Here is a 24,461-nt window from a genome sequence, read left to right as displayed (position 1 = left end):
GACGGTACGAGAAGGGCGAGTTGAGCAGAAGAGCGCCTCTCGGCGCTCAGACCGCGGCCGCCGGCGTCCGCTCCTCCAGCGGGAAGTGGCAGGCCGCGCTGTGCAGCGGGGCTCCCGGCAGTGCGGCGGGCGCGGCCTCGGCGCAGACACCCTGCGCGCGCCAGCACCGGGTCCGGAACCGGCACCCGGACGGCGGGCTCACCGGCGAGGGGATCTCGCCGGTGAGCAGGATGCGCTGCCGCCCGCGCCCACCGCCGGCCACCGGCGAGGGCGCCGCCGACAGAAGCGCCGCCGTATAGGGATGGCGCGGCCGGTCGAAGACCTCCTCGGCCGGACCCGACTCGACGATCCGGCCGAGATACATCACGGCGACCCGGTCGGCGAGATGGCGTACCACGGACAGGTCGTGCGAGATGAACACGTACGACAGCCCCAGCTCGTCCCGCAGGTTGCACAGCAGGTTGAGCACCTGCGCCTGCACCGACAGGTCCAGCGCGGAGACCGGTTCGTCGCACACGATGACGTCGGGTTCCAGGGCCAGGGCGCGGGCGATCCCGATCCGCTGCCGCTGCCCGCCGGAGAACTCCTGCGGATAGCGGTGCGCGTCGGACGCGCGCAGACCGACCATCTCCAGCAGCTTGGCCACGCGCGCCGCCCGCTTCCCGGCGGGCACCAGGCCGCGGTGGGTGCGCCAGGGCTCGCTGATCAGATCCGCCGCGGACATCCGGGGGTTGAGCGAGCCGAACGGGTCCTGGAAGACCATCTGCACCTTCCGGCGCCAGGCGAGCAACTCCGCACCCGACAGCGCGAACGGGTCGACGCCGTCGTACCGTACGGTGCCCGCGTCGGGGCGCTCCAGAAGCAGCAGGATCCTGGCCAGCGTGGTCTTGCCGCAGCCGGACTCGCCGACCAGGCCGAGTGTCTGCCCGCGACCGAGGGTCAGGTCCACGCCGTCGAGCGCGCGCAGCCTGGTGCCGCGCCTCACCGGGAAGCTCTTCACGAGGCCGGTGGCCTCCAGCACGGTTCCCGGCGTCCCCGACTCAGGCATCGGCGAGTTCCTTCCCGAAGTGGCAGGCGGCGGTCCGGCCGGTCGCCGTGGTGGTCAGCTGTGGCCGGTGGGTGGCGCAGCGTTCGCGGGCCATGGGGCAGCGGGTGCGGAAGGCGCAGCCGGCGGGCACGGACCGCGGGTCCGGCGGGCTGCCGGGAATGGAGCTGAGTCGGGCGCCCCGGTGCTGTTCGGCCGGTACCGACTCCAACAGGCCGCGCGTGTAGGGGTGGTGGGGCCGAGCGAACACCTCGGCCACCGGCCCGCTCTCCACGACCGTGCCCGCGTACATCACGGCGACGCGGTCCGCGTGCTCGGCGGCGAGTCCGAGGTCGTGCGTGATGAGGACGAGCGCCATGTGCTGCTCGCTGCGCAACTCCCGCAGCAGGTCCATGATCTGGGCCTGCACGGTGACGTCCAGGGCCGTCGTCGGCTCGTCGGCGAGCAGGACCCTCGGGCGCAGCGCGACCGCTGTCGCGATCAGCAGGCGCTGGCGCATGCCGCCGGAGAACTGGTGCGGATACGCGTCGGCACGGGCGCGTGCCTCCGGGATGCCGACGCGCTCCATCAGCTCCACCGCCCTGGCCCGCGCCGCCCGCCGGGACATGCCCTCGTGGATCCGGAACGGCTCCGCGAGCTGCGTGCCGACGGTCAGGACGGGGTTGAGCGAACTGAGCGCGTCCTGGAACACCATGGCCAGCCCGGGCCCGGCCAGCCGCCGCCTGGCCCGCGCGTCCAGCGCCAGCAGATCCTCACCGCCCAGCCGCACCTGCCCGCCCACCACCTCGGCGACCGGATCGAGCAGCCCCGCGACGGCATGCGCGGTCATGCTCTTGCCGCACCCCGACTCGCCCAGCAGAGCCAGTGTCTCGCCGGAGCGGACGGAGAAACCGACGTCGCGGACGACGGGGACGGGGCCGGTGGGGGTGTGGATGTCGACCGACAGGTCTGTGACGGAGAGAGTGGCGGCCGGCGCCGGCTGTTCAACGTGAGCGTCCGACGCCGACTGCCCGACGGCCGGGCCGTGGCCCCGGGTTCCGCCGGTGCCCACGGTGGTGCGGGCGCCCGCACCCTTCTCCGCCGTACGGCGACCGCGCCGCAGCCCCTGCCGCCACCGCTGCCCCGGATCCGTTGTCAGCCGTGCCCACGAGGCGAGCACCGTCGCCGACACGGTCGTGACGACGATGGCGAGCCCCGGGAAGAGCGCGATCCACCACGCGCTCTGCAACTCCTGCCGCCCCTGCGCCACCATCAGCCCCCAGCTCACATCCGGTGGCTGGATGCCGATGCCCAGGAAGCTCAGCGAGGACTCGGCCAGCATCACGAAGCAGAAGTCGAGCGCGGCCACGGTGAGCAGCGTGGGCAGCACCGAGGGGGCCACATGGCGCCGGATGGCCGCCCAGCCGCCGGCGCCGAAGGTGCGGGCCGCGTCGAGGAAGAGCCGGCTGCGCAGCTCCGCGGACTCGGCGCGCGCGGTGCGCAGATAGACCGGGATCCGGGCGACGGCCAGCACCAGCACAATGTTGGCGGCGCTCGGCGAGAACACGTACAGCACGACCACGGCCAGCAGCAGTGACGGGAAGCTGAGGATCACGTCGGCGATCCGCAGCGACACGTTCTCGCGCCACCCTCCGTGATAGCCCGCCCACATGCCCCACACCGACCCGACGATCAGGGAGCACAGCACGGCGGGCACGGCCACGGACAGCGTCGTCCCGGCCGCCGCGAGCAGCCGGGCGACGACCGGCCGGCCCAGCGAGTCGCTGCCGAGGACGAACGCCCAGCCGTGGTCGAGGCTGAACGGTGGCCGCCCGGGCGCGCGCAGGTTCTGCCGGGTCGCCAGGTCGCCGGCGAGGAGCGGACCCAGTACGGCGCACACCGCGACCACCACCAGCACCAGCACCGCCGCGCACGCGAACCGGTCCCGCAGCAGCGGTGAGAGCCAGTTCCGCTGTGCCGCTGCCCCATCTGCTTTTCGAAGCATGTCCCGTCCTCGACTCATGCCGCCGCCGGCTGCCGTACTCGTGGATCGAGCAGCGCGTGGCAGAGGTCCACCAGGATGTTGAGCGCGAAGATCACCAGTGCCGTGAGCAGAACCGCGGCCTGCAACACCGCGAAGTCCCGCTGCAGCACCGAGTCGATCATGAGTTTGCCGATGCCGGGCCAGCCGAAGATGGTCTCGACGACGACGGCCCCGTTGACCAGCCCCACGGCGAGGTCGCCCGCGACGGTGAGTGCGGGAGCCGCCGCGTTGCGCAGGGCGTGCCCGAACACCACCCGGGCCTCGGAGGCGCCCTTGCTGCGCGCCACCTTCACGTACGGCGCGGAGAGCGCGGTGACCATGGCGCCCCGCACCACCTGGACCAGCACCCCGAACGGTCGGATGAACAGCGTGGCCACGGGCAGCACCCAGGCCGCCGCGCCGCTCGTACCGGACGTGGGCAGCCAGCCGAGCGACACCGCGAAGACCAGCACCCCCATGATGGCGAACCAGAAGTCGGGCACGCTCGCGGCGGTCGAGGAGAGAAGGCTCGCCACCCGGTCCATGGCCGAGTTGGGCCGGTACGCCGCCAGGCTGCCGATCACCACGGCGCCCACGATGGAGAGCAACATCGTCCAGCCCGCCAGCTGGATCGTCGCGGGGAAGGCCCGGAGCACCGCCTCGCTCGCCGGCTGGGCGGTGCGCAGCGACTCGCCGAAGTCGATCCGTGCGACCTGGGCGAGGTAGTCGCCGAACTGGTTGATCAGTGGCGCGTCGAAGCCGTTGCGGGCGGCGAACTCCGCCCGCATCTCGGGTGTCGCGCTGAGCGGCAGGTACAGGTTGGCGGGGTCTCCGGTGAGGCGGGCGAGGAAGAACACGCCGAGGACGACGACCAGCAGCGGGATGACGCTGGAGACCGCACGGCGGCGCAGCAGGGTCAGCACATCCGTCCCTCTCAGTCCGCGCGGCGCATGTCGGCGAGCCGCATCTCGTCGTTCGTGGACGGGTCCGGCCGGTAGCGGACCTTCTCGGAGAGCGCCAGGATGCCGGTCATGTTGGCCATGACGGCGTCCCGTACGACCTCGTCGTTCTGGTGGGCGAACGCCTGCGCGAACGCCTCCTGTCGCTCCTGCCCCGACGCCTGCTCCGCCCTCTCGATCAGCGCGTCGAACGCGGCGGTGCCGTAACTGCTCTGGGCGCCCTTGCTGCCGTAGATCTGCTCCATCGTGAACGCGGCGTCCCCGGCCTGGTTGCCGTGCTGTGCCTGGAGCAGGGCGGGTCCGGTGTCTCCGGCCGGGAAGGGGCGCAGCAGGTACTCCAGCCAGGCGTTGACGTCGAGCATCTTGATCTCGGCCTTCAGCCCGGCCTTGAGCAGGCCGTCCTGCACCACCTCCATCGCCTCGGCGGCCTTCGGGTAGATGCCGTTGCGGCCGTTGATGGTGATGGTCCGGTCGGTCGGGACGCCGTCGGCGCGGGCCTCGGCCACGAGATCCTTCGCGCGGTCCGGGTCGTACGGCCACGGCCGGACGCGCGGGTTGTGGCCGGTGACGCCTTTGGCGACGAGCTGGCCGGTCGGCCGCCCGGCGAAGACCGCGGTGACCAACCCTTCCCGGTCGACGGCGTAGTTGACGGCCTGTCGGATCCGGATGTCGTTCAGCGGCGGCTTGCTCGCGTCCATCCGCAGGTACGACACCTCGTTGGTGGGGAACTCCACCGCCCGGTCGCCCGCCCCGTCCTCGGGCGCGAGCCCGATCGCGACGTCCGCCTCGTCGTTGGTCACCATGGCCGCGCGCACGCTCCCCTCCGCCCGCCACGCATAGGTGGCCGCGGCGAACTCCGGTGCTCGGCCCCAGTACCCGGAGAAGCGCTCCAGGCGCAGGAAGCGCCCCACGCTCCACTCATCGATCCGGTACGGCCCCGTGCCGACCGGCTCGCGCACCCGGGAGTTCGGCGCCGTACTCGTCGGCACGATCTCCACGAAGGACAGGCGCAGCGGCAGAATCGGGTCCGGTTTCGCGGTGGTGACCTTGAGGGTGGTGTCGTTCACCGGTACGGCGGTCAGCTCACTGTCCGCGAAGATGTAGCCGTCGACGTTGCAGTCGATACGGGAGTCCGTGGCGCGCTTGACCGAGAAGGCGGCAGCGTCGGCCGTGAACGGCGAACCGTCGTGGAATCTGACCTCCGGCCGGAGCGTGAAGGTCCATGAAGTGGCCGACGTACGGGTCCACTTGGTGGCCAGCGACGGCTGAAGCCGGCCGGTGGACGCGTCGCGCTCGGTGAGCGCCTCCGTGATGTTGGCCCGCGTCACCCGGCCCGTCGCGGTGAGCGAGGCGTCGCAGGGTTCGAGGGTCGGGGGTTCCTCGGGAAGGACGATGCGCAGGGTGTCGGGACCGCCTCCGATGGGGTCGGCGCCGGCCACCGAGCACCCGGAGACGGTGAGCAGAACGGCCAGGGACGTGACGATCGGACGCGTGCGGGCTAAGCCTGGACCGGCCACTGAGCCTCCGTCTGTCCATAACAGCAAACGTGGTTTAGATACATGGACGCTCATCGATGTTGTACGCGTCAAGAGGTGTGAAGCTGCCGCATCTCTTGACGTGTTGGGTGCCGTCCTAAAACATTCGGGAAGCTCGATTGGTTCTGTGCGGTTCTGTTCGCTCCCGAAGGGAATCCATGTCCAGCAGACATCGCCTCGTCCGGGCCCTGGCGGTCACCGTCCCGCTGGCCCTCGGTGCGGGACTCGTTGCCGCCGTGCCCCAGGCGGCTGCCGCCGACGCGGTCACGGTACGCATCGACCCGTCGTACCAGCAGCAGGAGTTCGAAGGGTGGGGCACGAGCCTGGTGTGGTTCGCCAACGCCACCGGCGGCTACCCGGACCCCGTCCGCAAGCAGCTCGTCGACATGCTGTTCGGCGAGGACGGTCTCCGCCTCAACATCGCGCGCTACAACATCGGCGGCGGCAACGCCCCCGACGTCCGCAAGGACTACATGAAGACCGGCGCGACCATGGAGGGCTTCTGGAAGGCCCCCGTCGGCACCACCAGGGAAGACACGGACTGGTGGAACCCCGACAACCCCGCCCACTGGAACTGGGCCGCCGACGCGAACCAGCGCTGGTGGGTGGACCAGATCAAGGACAAGGTGACCCGCTGGGAGGCGTTCAGCAACTCCCCGCCGTGGTTCCAGACGGTCAGCGGATACGTCTCCGGTGGCTTCGACGCGAACACGGACCAGATCCGCACGGACCGCGTCGACGACTTCGCCACCTACCTGACCCGGGTGACGGACCACCTGGAGAAGAAGCACCGCATCAGGTTCGACACCATCGCCCCGCTCAACGAGCCCAACACCAACTACTGGGGAACCCAGTTGGGCCCCGACGGACAGCCCACCGGCGGCCGTCAGGAAGGCGCGCACGCCGGCCCCGAGCTCCAGCAGAAGGTCGTCAAGGCCCTGAGCCGCGCCCTGGCCGACGCCAGGACCCGCGCCACCATCTCCGCGATGGACGAGACGAACCCCAGCATCTTCGTCCAGAACTGGAACGCCTACGACAGCGCCTCGCGCGCCGCCGTCGACCAGCTCAACGTGCACACCTACGGCACCGGCATGCGCACCAGCGCCCGCGACAGTGCCAAGGCCGCGGACAAGAAGTTCTGGATGAGCGAGGTCGAGGGCACCTGGGGCACCGGCACCGACTTCACCGGCATGGAGCCGGGCCTCGGCATCGCCACCCGGATCGTCGACGACATGCGCGAACTGGAGCCCTCCGCCTGGGTGTTGTGGCAGCCCATCGAGGACTCCATCCCGCAGGCGCAGGCGGGGAAGAACTGGGGCAGCATCCACATCCCGTTCAACTGCACCGCCAAGGACACGCCGCAGACCTGCCCGATCCGCGCCAACACCAAGTTCCACACGATCCGCAACTTCACCCACCACATCCGGCCCGGCGACCACTTCGTGAAGGCCGACGACCGGTCCAGCGTCGCCGCCGTTCGCAAGTCCGGCCGCGGAGCGACCGTGGTGCACGTCAACAACGGCACGACCCCGCGCGCCGTGACCCTGGACCTCTCCCGCTTCCGGCACATCGCGCCCGGCGCCAAGGTGACGCCCGTCGTCACCAGCACCGACGGAGCGCTCGTCCGGGGCACGCCGGTGAAGGTGACCGACGCCTCCGCGACACTCACCGTGCCCGCGAAGTCGGTGACGTCCTTCCTCGTCGACGGCGTCTCCGGCACCGCCAAGGACGCCGCGCTCGTCCAGCCCGGCCACGAGTACCGGCTCCAGGGCGCGCAGAGCGGCAAGTCCCTGGCCCCGTCCGACGACGGCAACGGCGTCGTCATCCGCACGAACGACCCGAACGCCGAGTCCCAGCTGTGGTCGGTGCGCAAGCTGACCCGCGGTGACGGCAACCGTGAGCGCTACGCCCTCGTCAACGCCGCGACGGGCAAGCGCCTCGCCGTACGCGACAACGAGGCGGTCCTTGAGGACACCGGCGGCTCCGGGCCGGAAGCGCAGTGGATCATGTCGACGACCGGGGACGGCAGCTGGACCTTCGTCAACGCCGCCACCGGCCGCCTGATCGACGTCGCCGGGCAGTCCACCGCGGACGGCGCCCGCGTGTCGGCGTACCTGCCCACGTCCAACGCGAACCAGCGGTGGACCGTGATCGACGAGACCGCGCTGCGCACCGAGCCCGCGAAGGCGTTCACCGTCCCCGGCCGCGCACCCGAACTCCCCGCCACCGTCACGCCCGTCTACCGGGACGGCGCCCGCGGCTCCCTCCCCGTGCAGTGGCAGATCCCGTCTGACTCGCGGTGGCGCACGCCCGGCACGGTCCGCGTGAAGGGCGAGGCGACCGACGTACGCGGGCGCACCATCCCTGCCGAAGCGGTCGTCACCGTCGACACGATCGCCTCCACCCTCCCCGCCCGCGCCAAGACCTACACCGGCGGACGGCCCGACCTGCCCGCCACGGTCGTCGGCGTCGGCAGGCACGGCGCCGCCCCCGACCTCCCCGTCACCTGGGACCCGGCACCCGACGGCGCCTTCGACGACGCCGGGGTGACGACCCTGCGCGGTACCGCCCGCCTCCCCGACGGCACCACCGTCCCGGCGACCGCACGCGTCCAGGTCACCGAACCCCGCCAGACGAACGCCGCGCGCGAGGAGAACGTGACGGTCGGCGCCACGTTCACCGAGAGCGGCTACTCCGCCGACCGCCTGCGCAACGGCGACCTCACCGAGAAGGCCTGGTCCAACTGGAAGTCGGGCACGAAGAACCCGTCCGACACCATCACCTTCACGCTGCCTGAGGCCCGCGACCTGACCCGCGTCGTCACCCACTTCCACCGGGACGGCGGCAACGTCAGCATCGCGCAGTCCCTGAAGGTGCAGGTCCGGCAGGCCGACGGCACCTGGACCGACGCGAGCGACTCCGTCGACGTCGGCACCGAGGGCACACCCGTCGTCGACGTCCCGGTGACGGCCGACGGACCGGTGAACGCGGTGCGCGTGGTCATGACGGCACCCCCGGGCGGTTACATCACCCTCGGCGAGATCGAGGTGTACGCCAAGGCGCCCGGCGTCTCCTCGGACGCCGGGGCCGCGTCGATCGAGGTGGCCGGAGTCCCCGTCACCGGCTTCGACCCCGAGAAGACCGACCACCGCGTGACGACCGACCGCCCGGACCGGGCCCAGGTCACGGCCACGGCACGCGACCCGTACGCGACGGTGACGGTCCGCAAGGAGGCGAGGACGGTATACGTCGCCACCGTGACCAGCGAAGACGGCTCACAGACCCGGGAGTACAAGGTCACCCTGACCCGCGGCTGACCCAGGCAGGGGGCCGGGCACACCGGCCCCCTCCACGGGCCTCGGCCCTCGGGTCGCCGGCCGGGAACGAATCCGTACGGAAAATCGTTTTATGCGCAGCCGCGCTATACTTGCGGCGCCCATGAGGACCACTGTCGTGCCTGGTCGCACGGCTGCCACAGCGAGGGGGTGGACGCCATTTCGGCACGCCCCGCCCGCATTCAGGAGGTCGCCGCCGCGGCAGGCGTCTCGGTGTCCACGGTGTCGAACGTGCTCAACCGGCCCGAGCGGGTCAACGCCCAGACCGCCGAACGCGTCCGCAGCGCGATCGCGGCGCTCGACTACGTCCCCCACCCCGGCGCCTCCGGCCTGCGCACCGGGCACTCGTCCTCGATCGGGCTGGTCCTGCCCGACGTGGCCAACTCCTTCTACGCGCGCATCGCACGGGGCGCCGCCGACGCGGCGTACGACCACGGCTATGCGCTCGTGCTCTGTCACAGCGGGGACGCGCCGGAGCGCGAACAGGGCTACTTCACCATGCTCGTCGAGCAGCGTGCCGTCGGTGTCGTGGTCGTTCCGCTCAGCGCCGATCCGGGGCGGCTGACCCGGCTGCGCGATCGTGGCATCCCGCTGGTCCTGGCCGACCGCGCGATACCGGAGCGGGAAGGCTGCTCCGCCTCCGTCGACGACATCGCCGGCGGGCGCATCGCCGTGCAGCACCTGCTGGACCGCGGGGCGCGGGACATCCTCGTCGTCAACGGAGAGCGCGGGATCCGCCAGTGCGCCGACCGCTACCAGGGCGCCCGGCAGGCGGTGCGCAGCCGACGGGAGGCGCGCTGCGACCAGGTCGTCGCCCAGGAGATGACGGTGGCGTACGGCATGAAGATCGCGGACCAGCTCGCCGAGCTGCCCAACGGGGTCTTCTGCACCAACGACTTCCTCGCCGCGGGACTGTGCCGCGGACTGACCGACCGAGGCGTGCGCATCCCCGAGGACGTGCAGGTGGTCGGCTACGGCGACCTCGACATCGCGAGCTTCGGGGCGACGACCCTCACGACGGTCCGGCAGCCTGTCGAGGAGCTCGGCCGGGCGGCCGTCGAGATGCTGCTCGACGAGATCGAGGCCCGCGCCGAACACGTCCACGAAACCCGGGTGTTCGCGCCCGGCCTCGTCGTACGGGACTCGACGCTGCCGCCGGCCGACCTCTGATCACGGGCGCGGAATCCGCAACGTCACCGGTCCCAGCAGACCCGACGCGAGCTGGGACGGGAAGGCCCAGGCGGTCGGTGTCGCCTCGGCGAGATACGGCGCCAGGGTGTTGTACACGGTCACCTCGATCCGCACGGTGCGCCCAGCGGCGCCGGGCAGCGCGAAGCGGTACGGCGCGCAGAACGCCTCGCCGACCACCTCCCCGTCCAGCGCGACCTCGACGCTGCCCCGCACCCGTCCCAGATCCAGCACGGGGTCCGGCCCCGGCGGCACATAGACCATCCGCGCGTAGGCCACGCCCCCGCTCCAACCGCCCAGTCCCCGCGCGCTCCAGTCCCCGAGAGCCAGCGGCTCGGGCACCGTACGCACCCGCGCGGGCCCCCGCCACGCGGCGCCCCCGCGCAGGAGGGCCGTGGGCGCGGTGACGACCTCCAGCTCCGTGAGTTCCCCCAACGGCCGGTCCAGCGTGAGCACTTGGCCGTCGAGGGGGCGTTCCGTGCCGTTGCCGACGTGCACCCGCGCGGGAATCGCCAGCGGCAGATCGATCGAGACCGTGCCCGGGGGCACGGTGAATCGGAAGCGTTGTGCTGAGGCATGCACGTCGTCGGTGGACCGCAGGGGGAGCATGCGGCTGCCGAGCACCGGCGGGCCGCTGAGCCACTCGGTGTCCGGCAAGGGATGCGACCGCACGGCGGCGTGGCAGTGCTGCAACTCGCCGCGTCTGACGGTGTCTTCGACGGTACGTCCGTGCCAGTCGCCCGACTCCGCCTCCCAGCCGGCGCCACTGACCAGTGCCGTCGACTGCGCCACCAGGTCGACGAACACCGCCTCCCGGTCGCCGTCGGCCACGACGTCGAGCACGTGCTCACCCGCCCCGAGAGCCACCTCGTGGCGGAAGAACATCGGCACCGCGCCCCAGTCCGCCTCGTAGTACTCCACCTTCTCCTGCCGCGCCACGACAGCGCCGTCGAGCAGCACGGTGACCGCCGCCGCGGCACCCACGACGAGCACCGCCCGCACTCCGTCGCGGGCCAGGCGGAGCCGCGCGCGGTACGTCACCGGGCCGTTCGGCGACACTCCGTCCGGCAGACGCATGAACCGGGGCCGCGCCGCGAATCCGTCCGGCTCGGACAGGCAGAAGTAACTCCCCAGCGGTGTATCGGCGGCGGCCGAGATCGCCGACGGCCGGCCCTGGGCGTCGGACAGTTCGTACTCGAGCACATGGCGAGCGCGGGCCACCGTCACCGGCGCGGAGGCCAGATACCCGCACCCCGTCTCCAGCAACTCGCCGTCCCACCACACGCGCTTGACCGCTTCCGCGGCGACGTGCAGTTCGGCAGGTCCCCGGTGATCGGCCTCCACGATCGCCCGGACCCGGGAGACCGTTCCGCCGGCGGGCACGGGGACGCGTACGAACTCCTCGTTCACCAGGCCCTTGGTGCCGAGCAGCCCGCCCGGCTCCGGGATCCCACGGCTCGACGAGTACACCGCCACATCCCACCCGGGCGCGAGGGGCAACTCGCCGTCCAGAACCCGCTCGACGGACTCGGCGTCGAGCGGCTCGGGGGCGTCGGCGGCGGGAACGGGCGGCAGGACACGGACCCGGTTGCCGTAAGTGGCGCGCGTCCGCCGCCACACCGCGTCCGGCGCCTCGGCTTCCGTCCACGCCATGTCCCAGATCTGCGGCTCGGCCACGGACGACCCTGCGGGCAGCGCCAGATCGCCCCACCGGTTGTCCATGGTGGGGATCAGACGGCCCTGCCAGCCGGTCGAGACATCGATGATCGACTCGTCCGACCCAGGAGGCACGGCCCCGCGGCTGGTCGCCGCGCCTTCGTGCCATACGACGAGCACGGCAGGGGCGCCGTCCAGACACACCTCGATGGTCGACACTCCGTCCTCAAAGACGGTGACGCGTGCCGGGCTCCGGGTACCGGACGCCGGGTTCCAGACCTCGGCCTCGGTGACCGGGGCGCGCACGGTGACGGACGAGGTGCGGGCGTAGCGCGAGGGGTCGGTGGTGTGGTTCCGGGCGCCCGGTTCACGTACGCAGGCGTCGGGGAACGCCCCCGTCACCAGGGCGACCGCCGCGTTCCCCTTCCTCCTGACCAGCAGCGGCACTTCGCCGGTGGCATGTCCGGCCGAGTCGGCCACCGCCGCCGCGCCCGCTTCGGCGTCGTGCACGCGCTCCAGCCGTGGATGGGACAGCAGCGCCGCTACGACCCAGTCGTCACCGGCAAGTCCGGCGGCCGTCGCCGGAGGCCGCCCCACGACCACGACCCGCCCGCCGGCATCGAGCAGTTCGGTCAGCCGGCGTGCCGTCTCCTCCTCCAGGACGCTCGCCGAAGGCAACAGCACCGCGCTGTACCGGAGATCCCTGATCCGCAGGGCCCCGTCGGCGGCCTTGGCGCGCTGGAGGGAGTCGTCGTCGATGACGTCGAACGAGACGCGGCGCCGATCCAGGGCGCCTGCGCGGGGGCACCGCCAGTCGTTGGTGCCGCACAGGTCCAGGTAGTGCCGCTGTGTCTCGTCGGCGTCGGTGTGCGGGGCGCCGAGCCGGCCGTCGCCGAAGTGGTGGACGGGTGCGTCCAGGGGGAGGAGGGACTGCATGGTGGCGGTGGGGTGCAGGACCGCCACGTCGGCCTCGTGGCTTCCCCAGGACATGATCGAGCAGATCCGGGCCACGGCCCGGGAAAAGGCCGGGTACTGCTTCCAGTACGGCTGTCGCCAGTCGGTGGCGGGCGGTGCCCACTCGAACCAGCCGCCCGCGGTGCCGAAGTAACTGGCGTGCGGGTTGTAGAGGTTGGCACCGCTGCGCAGGAACGGCAGCAGCCAGTCGTAGGTGTCCTCCAGGGTGCCGCCCCAGCCGGAGGAGTGGAACGCCTCGATCCAGACGCGCTCGTGGCCGTAGAGGTGCGCCATCGAGGAGTGGACCTTGGCGTCGCCGTGGTGGTCGCTGCCCGCGGCGCTGTACCAGCGGTGGGTACGGAAGTAGTCCGTGTAGAGCTGCGTCGACTGGGCCGGGTAGCCCGCGCGGGCCGGGTTGCTCTGGTCGCAGCCCAGGAGCATGCCGCGCTCGCGGTGCCAGTCGGCGAGCGGGCGGAACAGGGCCTCTTCGGTGAGTTCCGCGCGGACCGCGTAGTAGTCGGCGCGGACCTTCGCCGTCCGCTCCGTGGTACGGGTGCCGAACAGGGCCGGCAGATGGTCGAGCAGGTCGTAGCCGCGCCGGACGTGGAACTCCTCCTGGAAACGGCGGCTCCAGGAGTTCGTGCCCGGAAGTTCGTCCTGGAAGCTGCCCGCGATGACGTTGCCCAGGTACTCCGGCACACGGCGGTCGTACTCGTGATGGACGGCGTCCATCAACGCGCCTACGGCATGCGGGTCCAGGTAGTCGAACGCCGTGGGCACCGCGATGATCAGCTGCACCTGGGTGCCGTCCGCGACCGCGACCGGATCAGGCAGGCGTCGGCCGTCGGCGTCGTAGGCGCCCACCAGGGTCTCGCCGTCCCGGAGGGCGACCGCGCCCCGGTGCACGGCCGCCGTGCGGGTGCGCAGGGCCAGGCCCGCGGCCTCGGGGTGCCGTCGGGTGACGCCGCCCTGGACGTTGGCGCCGGAGAACCCGATCTGGTCGTAGAACCACAGGCGCATGCCGAGTTCGGCGGCGATCTCGCAGGCGTCGGTGAAGCGGGCCCACCACTCCTCGCCGAACCACGCAGGTTCATCGGCGCGGGCCCCGAAACTCGGGCCCGTAGGCGCCAGGTTGATCACCACGAGGTTGTGGACGCCACCGTCCGCGAACGCCCGCATCTGCCATTCCAGGCGGTCACGGGTGACCTCGGCGCCCGACCACCACCACAAGGGGGTGGGGCCGAAGTCGTGGGGCGGATCCTCGAACAGCCGCTGAAGTTCTGGGGAGAGCACGGGTGCGGTCCTTCCCCTAAAACGTTTTTAGATGGCGACCACCGTAGGGGACATGGAAGGTTCGCGCCATGGCCCAGGGAGCGCCGGACGTGGTGGGCGACATGCCACGGATATCTGCGAGGCATCTTGTTGGAACGTTTTTCGCGCCCTATATTCTCTGCGATCCGGCCCGGAACCGCGATGTCACGAGACGACGGAGTCGCATCATGGCCGAAGAACCCGTCCCCAAGCACCTGTGGAAGGCCGCGGCCCTGTCGGGCATGGCCTCCTACCTCGACGCCGGACTGATCGTCAGCATCTCCGTGAACCTGGCCATCTACCGCGACAGTTACGACATGGGCGTGTGGATGGCCGGCGCGATCAGCGCGATCGTCACCATCTGCATCGCCGTCGGCTCCCTCGTCGGCGGACGGCTCGCCGATCTGTTCGGGCGTCGCCGTGTCTACAACTGGGACATCTTCTGCTTCGCGGTGGGCGCGCTCGTCATCACACTGGCGCCCGACGACATCGTCCTCCTGACCGGGGTGCTCATCGCGGGACTTGCGGCGGGCGCCGACCTGCCGACGTCCCTGGCCGTGGTCTCGGACGCCGCCCCCGCCCGGGCCCGCGGACGTCTCGTGGCCTTCACCCAGGTCATGTGGATGCTGGGCATCACCGTCGCCATCTTCCTCGGCTTCGTCCTGTCCACCACGGGCATGACCGGAGCCCGGATCATCACCGGCCAACTGGCCCTCGCCGCACTGGTCACCTGGCACCTCCGCTCCCGGCTGAAGCTGTCGCCCGAGCAGGTCGCGGAGGAGGATCAGGCCGCCGCACAGCAGACGGAGGACGCGGCCGGCCCGCGCGGCATCGCGTTGAAGAACGTGTGGACGCGAGCCGCCCTGCTGCCGATGGCCGCGACCTTCGTCTTCTACGTCACCTGGGGGCTCGGGGCCAACACCTTCGGCCAGTTCGGCACCTATCTGCTGGTCACCGTCAGCGACGCCTCACAGAGCCTGGCCACCGGGATCAACCTGGCCTTCATCCCGATCGGGGTACTGCTGACCATCGCCTTCGTCCGTGTCGCCGACAGCCCTTGGCGCGACCGGCTGTTCTACGTGGCCGCCGCCGTGCAGGTCCTCGCCTTCGTGATCGCGTCCCTGACCGCCGGTGCCCTGGCCGGCATGCTCGTCTTCTTCGTCCTCTACCAGCTCTCCAACCCCTTCGCCGGAGAGGCAAGCTACAAGGTCTGGTCGCAGCTCACCCTGCCCGCGGACACCCGCGGCACCACCCAGGGCCTCACCTACGCCCTGTCGCGCGGGGTGTTCGCGGTCGCCGCGTTCTTCACCCCTGCCCTGGTCGACCACAGCCCGGCCGTCCTGCTCTGGTCCATCACCGCCTGCATGGCGCTGGCCGCTTTCGCCGGCGCCTACATCGTCCGTGTCCTCGTCCCGCGTTCGCCCAGCGCCGCCCGCACCCGGAAGGACCTGCGGATCGCCAGCGCCTGAGCCAAGGCCCACCCCGTCGGCGTCACAAAGGAGCACCAGCCATGGCTACGACCGCCCCCACGACGGCAACGACCACGGGCCGCACCGCCGAACGGGCCGCCCGGCTACGCGAGTTGCTTCCCCCGGCGGCCCGGCGCCGCACCCGGATCGGACTCGTGGCCGGCGGGCTCGGCACATACTGGCCGCAGTTCCCCGGACTCCTTCCGCAACTGCGGGAGTCGGCACGTTACGTCGCCGACCGCTTCCGGCGGATGGACGCGGAGGTGACCGACGTCGGGTTCATCTCCGACGCCCAGGAAGGCGCGGCGGCGGCCGAGAAGCTGCGCCGGGCGGACTGCGACTTGATCGTGCTGTTCCTGACGACGTATCTGACCTCGTCGATGGTGCTGCCGATCGCCCAGCGCTCGCACGCCCCCGTCCTGGTCATCGACCTCCAGCCGACCGAGCGGATGGACCACACGTCCTTCGACACCGGCGCCTGGCTGGCCTACTGCGGACAGTGCCCGGTGCCCGAGGTCGGCAATGTCTTCCGCCGCGCCGGCATCCCGTTCCGGTCGGTCTCGGGCTGGCTGCGCCAGGAGAACGCCTGGCGGCGCATCGAGCAGTGGATCCGTGCCGCGCACGTCCGCGCGGCCCTGCGGCACGCCCGGCACGGCCTCATGGGGCACCTGTATCCGGGGATGCTCGACGTGTCGACCGACCCCACACTGCTGTCCACGACGTTCGGCTCGCACACGGAGGTGCTGGAGTTCGACGATCTGCGGCACCGGGTGGAGCAGGTGACCGAGACGGAGACCCGCGAACGCATGGCGCTCGCACGGCAGGTCTTCACCCTCGACGACAGCGTGGTGGACGAGGACTTCGCCTGGGGAGCGACCGTGTCGGTCGCCCTCGACCGGCTCGTGGACGACTTCGGCCTCGACACCCTCGCCTACTATCATCGCGGCCTCGGCGGGGAACTCCACGAGCGGCTCGGCGCCGGCATGATCCTCGGCGCCTCCCTGCTGACCGCCCGGGGCGTGCCCGCGGCCGGCGAGTACGAACTGCGCACCAGCGTCGCCCAGTTCGCCTCCCAGAGCGTGGGCTCCGGCGGCTCGTTCACCGAGATCCAGGCCCTGAACTTCGAGGACGGCGTGGTGGAGATGGGCCACGACGGCCCCGGCCACCTCGCCGTCAGCGCCCGCGACCCGCTGCTGCGCGGGCTGGGCGTCTACCACGGCAAGCGCGGCTGGGGCGTGAGCGTGGAGTTCGACGTCCAGCCCGGTCCCGTCACCCTCCTCGGCCTCGGCCAGGACGCCGACGGCAGCCTGTCCTTCGTCACCTCCGAGGGCACCGTCGTCCCGGGACCGCTCCTGGAGATCGGCAACACCACCAGCCGGGTCGACTTCGGCCGGGACCCCGGCGAGTGGGTCGACGCATGGAGCGCCACGGGCGTCGGCCATCACTGGTCCCTGTCGGTCGGCCACCACGCGGCGGACATCAGGGCTGCGGCGAGTCTGCTGGGGATCGATCACCGAGGGGTGTGATCGGGGGCGGGCGTGCGTCTGCCGGACCGGCCCGGACCGTACTTGGCCATCGCCGTTCGGCTTCCGCAGGGAACGGTTCGGTGCCCGCCAGGCGTCGTCTCTCTCCAGGGCACGATGGCCGTGTCCGGGAGAGGAGTGACCGGGTGCACACGGATGGATTCGCCAAGTGGACGCAGCGGTTCGAGGACGAGCGGGAGCGCCGGGACGCCGATGGGGACCCGGACTGGGGGCGAGGGGCGACGCTGCATCCGGCGCTTTCGGCGAGCATTCAGCGCTTCCAGATCGGCGAGGACGGCGACGGCGCCAACCTCGTCGCCAAAGCGGACCAGGCCGGCGACGCCGATTACACGCGGGCGGTCCGGCTCTTCGTCGCCGAGGAACAGAACCACGCCCGTCTGCTCGCCCGGCTGCTGGCCGCAGGTGGCGTACCGACGTTGACCGGCCACTGGAGCGACACCGTCTTCGTACGGTTGCGGCGACTCATGGGCCTGCGCATGGAACTGCTGGTGCTGATGATCGCGGAAGTGGTGGCGCTGCGTTATTACCGTGCCCTGCGCGATGGCGCCGATGACCCGCTCACTTCGGACGTGGCGGGACGGATCCTCGCCGACGAGCAGCGCCACGTCCCCTTCCACTGCGAGCGACTGCACACCTCCCTGGCCGAACTGCCCCGCCCGATACGCCGCCCGGTGATGTTCCTGTGGCGAGTGCTCCTCCTCGTGGTCTGCCTCGTCGTCGCCGTCGACCACGGCTCAGCACTGCGCCGACTCGGCATCGGCCGCCTTCGTTTCGTGGCCGACGTCATGGCATCGGCCGACGCCGTGGTCTCCGCGGTGCTGGCACCCCGCCCGGATGCGTGGTCGAGCGCGCGTTGACACCAGGCTGTTCCTCGGGGAGCGGCGGTTCGCGTTGCCGGTCTCGTGAACTACCGTCGTCATCGGCTCGACGAGGTCCCGGTCGGCCGAACCCCCGCCGTGCCCGAGCATCGACAGGAGCTTCCGTGACGTACGACGTAGCCGCTCTCCGTGCGCAGTTCCCCGCCCTGAGCGCCGGGATCGCGCACTTCGACGGTCCCGGCGGCACACAGACACCCCGGCCGGTCATCCAGGCCATCGCCGACGCGCTGGCGCAGCCGCTGTCGAACCGGGGCCGGATCACGCCCGGGGAGCGCAATGCCGAGACCATCGTCACCGAGAGCCGCCGGGCCCTGGCGGACCTGCTGGGCGCGGAACCGGCCGGGATCGTCTTCGGCCGCAGCGCCACCCAGCTCACCTACGACGTCTCCCGCACCCTCGCCAGGACCTGGTCGCCGGGCGACGAGGTGATCGTCACCCGACTCGACCACGACTCCAACATCCGCCCCTGGATCCAGGCCGCCGAGCAGGCCGGCGCCACCGTCCGGTGGGCCGACTTCAACCCCGCGACCGGCGAGCTGGGCGTCGAGGACATCCGCGCCGTGCTCTCCGAGCGGACCCGGCTCGTCGCGGTCACCGCCGCCTCCAACCTGATCGGCACACGGCCCGCGATCGCCGCGATATCCCGTGCGGTGCACGAGACCGGGGCGCTCCTCCACGTCGACGGCGTGCACTACACCGCCCACTCCCTGGTCGACGTCGAACAGCTCGGTGCCGACTTCTACGTCTGCTCCCCGTACAAGTTCCTCGGCCCGCACCACGGCGTCCTCGCCGCCCGGCCCGAGCTGCTGGAGAGCCTGCACCCGGACAAGCTGCTGCCCTCGACGGACGCCGTCCCGGAACGTTTCGAACTCGGCACACTGCCCTACGAGTTCCTGGCGGGCACCCGCGCCGCCGTCGACTTCCTCGCCGGCCTCGACACCGACGCCACCGGGTCTCGCCGCGAGCGGCTGGCCGCCGCGTCCGCGGCGCTGGAAGAGCACGAGAACGTCCTGCGCGCGCAGATCGACAAGGGACTGTCCACCCTGGAGCAGGTCACGGTGCACTCCCGCGCCGCCGACCGCACCCCCACCCTGCTGCTCACCTTCGAGGGCCACAGCACGACCGACGCGTACGGCTTCCTGGCCCAACGCGGTGTCCAGGCTCCCGCCGGCTCCTTCTACGCCCTCGAAGCGTCCCGCCGACTCGGCCTCTCGGACACCGGCGGCCTCCGCGTCGGCCTGGCGCCCTACAACGACACCGCGGACGTCGACCGGCTCCTGGAGGGCCTGTCGGACTTCCTGAGATGAGAGATCCCGGCACCGGGCCTGAGGTCCGGTGCCGGGATCTGTTTTCTGCTCTCGGCCGCCTGCGCGACCGTACGGTGCTTAGAAGGCGCTGTTGCTGCAGCCCATGTCCGAACCCAGGTGGGTGCCCTGGCCGCCCGAGTTGCCCTCGCCGTTGAGTCCCTGGCCCAGCAGGCCGTTGAGGATCCCGACCTGGCCGAGGATGTCGAGGTTCAGGTCGTGCGACTTGCATTCGGTGCTCTGCAGGACGCTGTAGTTCCCGCCGCCCTTGCCGCCGTGACCCTCGCCGCCGTTGGCGCTGGCGGTGCCCGCGCCCAGGAGCCCGACGCTGCTGAGAGCGGCGACCAGGACGGCAGCCTTGTGAAGCTTGTGCATGTCATCTCCGGTGAGTGAGGTGGGTGCGATCCGTGAAAGATCGACTTCGTACCGTGACCGAAGATTAGAAGGAAAAGTGATAGAAGAGCCGGTGTGGCGCGCCGAACTCGGCGATCTTGCGGCGAAAGCACCCTGACGCCGTAACGCATGAGCGCGCTTGGGTCGCGAACTCCTGACGGGTTGTCAGCTCACGCCGGGCGTCGATGTCCGGCCCTCGAACGGCACTTGGGGCTCGCTCTGATCCGACACGGCACGCGGAGGCGGCGGAGATCCAATACGGCTACGCGTTGTGTGCTTATCATCACATTACGTAACCAAGCGAGGGCAACTGCCCACGTAAGAAAGGGTCAAACTATGCGCAAGATTCAGCGTGTTGCGGTCGTGGCGGTAGCGATCGCGGGGCTGTCCACCTTCGGTGCCGGCGTCAGCTTCGCAGGCGGCCACGAAAAGGAGAAGGACGCCACGGACATCACCGCGGTGGCTGTCTCGCAGTCCAACGCCGTCGCCTCGTGGGACGCGCCGAACGGTGACAAGCACGGCGACAAGGGTGGGCACTCCACGCCGGAGCAGGCTGTCGATCAGTTCGCCCTTCCGTACATCTCCCGCTAGACAGGCGTCGAGGGGTCGATGCGCAGGTTTCAGCGCGTTGCGGTCCCAGCCGTAACGGCCGCGAGGCGGGTGGCTTCGTACTCCGTCGCGTAGCGGCCCCATAAGCCGCAACAACCCCGTCAACTCGGCCTGAACGGCCATCGCAGCCCGGACGCGCAACAGCAGCCCCACGAGGGCGCGCGCCCGGGCTGCAGTTGTGCCGGGGGGCTGCTCAACCCGATTGTGCTCGGCGACGGTCGCACAGCGCCGGCGAACGCCGGCGTCAGGTGATCAACGGGGTGAGCGTTGCCTGCTGCTCCGGGGTGCGGAGGCGCGGCGGGCGCCGGAGGCTCCGGTTGCGGTGGTGCTGGTGGTGGTACCGGTGGGTGTCGATCGGCGGCCCGATCGGCGGGGAGCCTTGCCGGAGGCGGCACCGGTCGAGGCGGTGTCCGTGGCTCGGCGGTCCGGGTTCCGGCCGGCCGTGCCGGGGGCAGCACCGGTCGCTCCTCCGGCCGCGCCGTTGCCATTTCTGCGGCGGCGGTCGGAGCGCTTGCCGGACTCGGTGCCGGGCTTGCGGTTCGGGCGGGAGGCTGTCGGTGTCTCCGGCTGGGGGACCGGGAGGGTGACGGCGATGCCGGAAGGCTCACGGGCGCCGGTGATGGTGGACAGGTGGGGGTCGCTCGACGTTATGCGGGCGGTACGGGGGCGGATGCCCGCGTCGGACAGGAGACGGGTGACGTCCCGCTTCTGGTCGGGCAGGACCAGGGTGACCACGCTGCCGGAGCCGCCGGCGCGGGCCGTGCGGCCGCCGCGGTGGAGGTAGTCCTTGTGGTCGGTGGGGGGATCGACGTTCACGACGAGGTCGAGGTCGTCGATGTGGATGCCGCGGGCCGCGACGTTCGTCGCGACCAGCGCGGTGACCTGGCCGTTCTTGAACTGATCCAGGGTGCGGTTGCGCTGCGGCTGGGACCGGCCGCCGTGCAGGGCCGCCGCGCGGACACCGACGGCCAGGAGCCGCTTGGCGAGCCGGTCGGCGGACCGCTTGGTGTCGAGGAAGAGGATGACCCGGCCGTCACGGGCCGCGATGCGCGTGGTGACCGCCTTCTTGTCGGTCTCGTCCAGGAGGTGGAGCACGTGGTGCTCCATCGTGGTCACCGCTCCCGCGGACGGATCCACGGAGTGCACCACGGGGTCGGTCAGGAACCGCTGCACCAAGCGGTCGATGTTGCGGTCCAGGGTGGCCGAGAAGAGCAGGCGCTGCCCGTCGGGCTGTACCTGCTGGATCAGCTTGGTGATCTGCGGCAGGAAGCCCATGTCGGTCATCTGGTCGGCTTCGTCGAGCACCGTGATGCGGACGCTGCCGAGCACGCAGTCCCCGCGTTCCACGAGGTCGTTGAGTCGGCCGGGCGTCGCCACGAGGACCTCGGCGCCGCGCCGGAGCGTACCGGCCTGCTTGGTGATCGACAGTCCGCCGACCACGGTGGCCAGCCGGAGATTCACCGCGGTCGCGTACGGCGTCAGCGCCTCCGTCACCTGCTGGGCGAGTTCGCGGGTCGGCACCAGCACGAGGGCGAGAGGTGCCTTGGGCTCCGCGCGCTGCCCGGCCGTGCGGGCCAGGAGCGCGAGCCCGAACGCGAGGGTCTTGCCGGAGCCGGTGCGTCCACGGCCCAGCAGATCACGGCCGGCGAGCGAGTTGGGCAGGGTGGCGGCCTGAATGGGGAAGGGGGTGGTCACACCTTGCGCGGTAAGGGTCTTCAGCAGTCCCGCGGGCATGTCCAGACCGGCGAAGTCCTCGACGGCGGGAAGTGCGGGTGTGGTGTTTTCCGGCAGCCGGAATTCCCTGGGCGACGCCGCGGGCGGTGGGGGTGACGACGAGCGCCGGTTCGGCTTATTGGGCCTGCGGGACATTGCGGTTGCCTGCCTTCCTGGAAAACACACTGGAAACAGCACTCACCGGGGTCCGCACCCTGATGGTGCGGACCCCGGTGAGCGGATACGCGAGCGGCGATCAGGCGGGGACGATGTTCTCCGCCTGCGGGCCCTTCTGGCCCTGCGTGACGTCGAAGGAGACCCGCTGGCCCTCCTGCAGCTCACGGAAGCCCTGGGTCGCGATGTTCGAGTAGTGGGCGAACACGTCCGGGCCGCCGCCGTCCTGCTGAATGAAGCCGAAACCCTTTTCGGCGTTGAACCACTTCACAGTTCCCTGTGCCATGACTTTCTCCTTCTGTAGGCAGAGGCCCCATCCGGAGATGCCGGGAAAACAACTAATGCGCCTGATGGAGAAACATTCCCGTCAGGCGCACATAGGTTCATGGGTACCACAACTGCAACGCAGAAACCGTAGCACAACTCGGCGGGCGACGTCCGCCGGAGCCACTCGTTGTTCGAGTCCCGCCCGGGTTCGCGCCGACTGCGCTGACGCCGCCCAACTCTCCCTGCGGGCAAGCCGGTTGGCGCGATTCGGAGATCGCGTACCGGACAGCCCCTAGGATGGCTGGCTGCCGCGCTTGTAGGTGTGCAGAGTTGCGTTCACCGCAGGGAGAATGCCGATGGGTATGAAAGAGGCCGCACGTACCCCGTCCGACAGTGCGGTAGGGGACGGCGGGTCGGCCGGCCCCGTAGTGCCGCGGCTGGTGCTGGGCGCACGGTTGCGCAGGCTGCGGGAGGAGCGGCACATCTCGCGTGAGGCCGCGGGGCATGTGATCCGCGCCTCCCGGTCCAAGATCAGCCGACTGGAGGGCGGCCGCCACGGGTTCAAGCTGCGGGACGTGGCCGATCTGCTCACCCTCTACGGCGTCACCGACGAGGCCGAACGTGCCACCTTGCTGGCGCTGGCCGAAGAGTCCAACACCCCCGCCTGGTGGCGGTACTACAACGACGTGGTGCCCACCTGGATGCAGACCTACCTCGGGGCCGAACAGTCGGCGAGCCTCATCCGCTGTTTCGAGGTCCAACGCGTTCCCGCCCTGCTGCAGACCCCCGGCTATGCGCGCGCCGCCATCCGGCTCGCCCACCCGGGTGCCGGTGCGGAGGAGATCGACCGGCGAGTCGGATTGCGGATGACCCGCCAGCGGATCCTGCACCGCCGTCCGGGGGCTCAGTTCTGGGCCGTGATCGACGAGGCGGCGCTGCGTCGCCCGGTGGGCGGCATCAGCACGATGCGCGCCCAGCTCAGGCATCTCATCGAGATCTGCGGACTCCCGCGGGTCACGGTCCAGATCATGCCGTTCCGCACCGGCGGCTACGCGGCGGAAGGCGGTCCGGTCACCATCCTGCGGCTGCCCGGCGGCCGGCTGCCCGACGTGGTCTACCTCGAGCAGCTCACCACCGCGCTCTACCCCGACAGGCCCGCCGAGATCGAGTGCTACTGGGATGTCATGAACCGCCTGGTGGTCGAGGCCGAATCACCGGACGAGACTGCGACGACCCTCCATCGCATCCTCCAGGAAACCTGATCCACGGGCCGGCGACCGGCAGGTGTCAGCGCTTGAGGGCGACACCGCCGTACTGGTGCACCTCCGCGGGCAGGCCCCAGGCGGCGGCGTCGGGGCGCCAGCGCGAGCATGACGCGACGCCCGGTTCGAGCAGTTCCAGACCGTCGAAGTAGCGCTCGATCTGCTCGGGGCTGCGAAGGATGTAGGGGATCGAGCCACCCTCGTTGTACTGCTGGATGGCCTTGACGTACGACTCACTGGTGCTGGTGCTGTCGTAGTGCACGAGGTAGCTGCCGGCGGGCAGCGCGTCCACCAGCTGCCGCACGATCGAGCGTGCCTCGTCGAAGTCCTCGATGTGACCCAGGATGCCCATCAGCATCAGAGCGATGGGCTGGTCGAAGTCCAGTGTCTTCCCGGCCTCCCGCACGATGGTGCTCGGCTCGCGCAGGTCGGCGTCGACATAGTTGGTGACCCCTTCCGGGGTGCTGGTGAGCAGCGCGCGGGCGTGTGCCAGCACCAACGGGTCGTTGTCGACGTAGACGATCTTGCACTCGGGGGCCACCCGCTGGGCGATCTCGTGGGTGTTGTCCACGTTGGGCAGCCCGGTGCCTATGTCCAGGAACTGCCGGATGCCCTCCTCGGCGGCGAGGTGACGCACGGCGCGGGCGAGGAAGTACCGGGCGGCACGGGCGCCGGTCTCGATGCCGGGGAAGATCTCGCGGAAGGCGTCACCGGCCACCCGGTCGACTTCGTAGTTGTCCTTCCCGCCCAGCCAGTAGTTCCAGATCCGGGCCGACTGCGGCACGGAGGTGTCGATCTTGGAGAGCGTCTCCTGCTCGGAGTTCGCTGCCTCATCAGTCATGGACGCTCCTGCGCGTACGTAG

General features: G+C 70.9%; 17 protein-coding genes. 8 read left to right on the top strand and 9 right to left on the bottom strand.

The window, feature by feature from the left end; genetic code table 11:
* Nucleotides 1-46 precede the first annotated feature (46 nt).
* The 4 genes from QQY66_RS04560 to QQY66_RS04545 are packed head-to-tail and all read right to left on the bottom strand — an operon-like array spanning nt 47 to nt 5,523.
* Complete coding sequence (locus QQY66_RS04560; RefSeq protein ID WP_301977739.1) at nt 47-1,048, bottom strand: ABC transporter ATP-binding protein; 1,002 nt, start codon at nt 1,046-1,048, stop codon at nt 47-49.
* Nucleotides 1,041-3,029, bottom strand: a complete 1,989-nt coding sequence (locus tag QQY66_RS04555; RefSeq protein ID WP_301977738.1) for a dipeptide/oligopeptide/nickel ABC transporter permease/ATP-binding protein — start codon at nt 3,027-3,029, stop codon at nt 1,041-1,043. Before QQY66_RS04555 ends, QQY66_RS04560 begins: the two co-directional genes overlap by 8 nt.
* 14 nt (nt 3,030-3,043) lie before the next feature.
* A complete protein-coding gene (locus tag QQY66_RS04550) occupies nt 3,044-3,970 on the bottom strand; it encodes an ABC transporter permease (protein WP_301977737.1) in 927 nt (308 codons plus the stop codon).
* Nucleotides 3,971-3,981: 11 nt separating this feature from the next.
* On the bottom strand, nt 3,982-5,523 hold the full coding sequence (locus QQY66_RS04545; protein ID WP_301977735.1) for an ABC transporter substrate-binding protein: 1,542 nt from the start codon (nt 5,521-5,523) through the stop codon (nt 3,982-3,984).
* Between the two features lie 176 nt (nt 5,524-5,699).
* Here QQY66_RS04545 and QQY66_RS04540 point away from each other — a divergent pair, with 176 nt between their 5' ends.
* A complete protein-coding gene (locus QQY66_RS04540) occupies nt 5,700-8,858 on the top strand; it encodes a glycoside hydrolase (protein ID WP_301977734.1) in 3,159 nt (1,052 codons plus the stop codon).
* A 168-nt stretch (nt 8,859-9,026) separates the two neighbouring features.
* Nucleotides 9,027-10,046: a LacI family DNA-binding transcriptional regulator gene (locus QQY66_RS04535; RefSeq protein WP_301977733.1), complete on the top strand. Its 1,020-nt coding sequence runs from the start codon at nt 9,027-9,029 to the stop codon at nt 10,044-10,046.
* Here QQY66_RS04535 and QQY66_RS04530 read toward each other — a convergent pair whose 3' ends face one another.
* Nucleotides 10,047-13,967, bottom strand: a complete 3,921-nt coding sequence (locus QQY66_RS04530; protein ID WP_301977732.1) for a glycosyl hydrolase — start codon at nt 13,965-13,967, stop codon at nt 10,047-10,049.
* A gap of 206 nt (nt 13,968-14,173) precedes the next feature.
* Here QQY66_RS04530 and QQY66_RS04525 point away from each other — a divergent pair, with 206 nt between their 5' ends.
* From QQY66_RS04525 to QQY66_RS04510, 4 genes are all read left to right on the top strand, one after another.
* Nucleotides 14,174-15,454 (top strand): MFS transporter, encoded by a 1,281-nt coding sequence (locus QQY66_RS04525; RefSeq protein ID WP_301977731.1) that lies wholly within the window; start codon nt 14,174-14,176, stop codon nt 15,452-15,454.
* Between the two features lie 41 nt (nt 15,455-15,495).
* Nucleotides 15,496-16,980 carry an L-fucose/L-arabinose isomerase family protein gene (locus tag QQY66_RS04520; protein WP_301977730.1) on the top strand — a complete coding sequence of 495 codons (1,485 nt, stop codon included), beginning with the start codon at nt 15,496-15,498 and terminating at the stop codon, nt 16,978-16,980.
* A 143-nt stretch (nt 16,981-17,123) separates the two neighbouring features.
* A complete protein-coding gene (locus tag QQY66_RS04515; protein WP_301977729.1) occupies nt 17,124-17,855 on the top strand; it encodes a ferritin-like domain-containing protein in 732 nt (243 codons plus the stop codon).
* Nucleotides 17,856-17,980: 125 nt separating this feature from the next.
* Nucleotides 17,981-19,183 (top strand): cysteine desulfurase-like protein, encoded by a 1,203-nt coding sequence (locus QQY66_RS04510; protein WP_301977727.1) that lies wholly within the window; start codon nt 17,981-17,983, stop codon nt 19,181-19,183.
* Nucleotides 19,184-19,261: 78 nt separating this feature from the next.
* On the opposite strand, the gene QQY66_RS04505 is transcribed toward QQY66_RS04510, so the two are convergent.
* Entirely contained in the window at nt 19,262-19,555 is a 294-nt protein-coding gene (locus tag QQY66_RS04505; RefSeq protein ID WP_301977725.1) for a hypothetical protein, read from the bottom strand.
* A 354-nt stretch (nt 19,556-19,909) separates the two neighbouring features.
* On the opposite strand from QQY66_RS04505, the gene QQY66_RS04500 reads away from it, so the two are divergent.
* Nucleotides 19,910-20,164 carry a hypothetical protein gene (locus tag QQY66_RS04500; protein WP_301977724.1) on the top strand — a complete coding sequence of 85 codons (255 nt, stop codon included), beginning with the start codon at nt 19,910-19,912 and terminating at the stop codon, nt 20,162-20,164.
* 270 nt (nt 20,165-20,434) lie between these two features.
* On the opposite strand, the gene QQY66_RS04495 is transcribed toward QQY66_RS04500, so the two are convergent.
* Together QQY66_RS04495 and QQY66_RS04490 are read right to left on the bottom strand one after the other, a co-directional pair.
* Nucleotides 20,435-22,051, bottom strand: a complete 1,617-nt coding sequence (locus QQY66_RS04495; protein ID WP_301977723.1) for a DEAD/DEAH box helicase — start codon at nt 22,049-22,051, stop codon at nt 20,435-20,437.
* Nucleotides 22,052-22,151: 100 nt separating this feature from the next.
* Nucleotides 22,152-22,355, bottom strand: a complete 204-nt coding sequence (locus QQY66_RS04490) for a cold-shock protein (RefSeq protein WP_023544341.1) — start codon at nt 22,353-22,355, stop codon at nt 22,152-22,154.
* A gap of 337 nt (nt 22,356-22,692) precedes the next feature.
* Here QQY66_RS04490 and QQY66_RS04485 point away from each other — a divergent pair, with 337 nt between their 5' ends.
* A complete protein-coding gene (locus QQY66_RS04485) occupies nt 22,693-23,598 on the top strand; it encodes a helix-turn-helix transcriptional regulator (protein ID WP_301977721.1) in 906 nt (301 codons plus the stop codon).
* Between the two features lie 25 nt (nt 23,599-23,623).
* Here QQY66_RS04485 and QQY66_RS04480 read toward each other — a convergent pair whose 3' ends face one another.
* Nucleotides 23,624-24,439: an SAM-dependent methyltransferase gene (locus QQY66_RS04480; protein WP_301977720.1), complete on the bottom strand. Its 816-nt coding sequence runs from the start codon at nt 24,437-24,439 to the stop codon at nt 23,624-23,626.
* Nucleotides 24,440-24,461: the final 22 nt, after the last annotated feature.

This window comes from Streptomyces sp. DG2A-72, assembly GCF_030499575.1.
In the GTDB taxonomy this organism is placed as follows: Bacteria; Actinomycetota; Actinomycetes; order Streptomycetales; family Streptomycetaceae; genus Streptomyces.
This window is presented reverse-complemented; position numbering and strand designations above follow the sequence as displayed.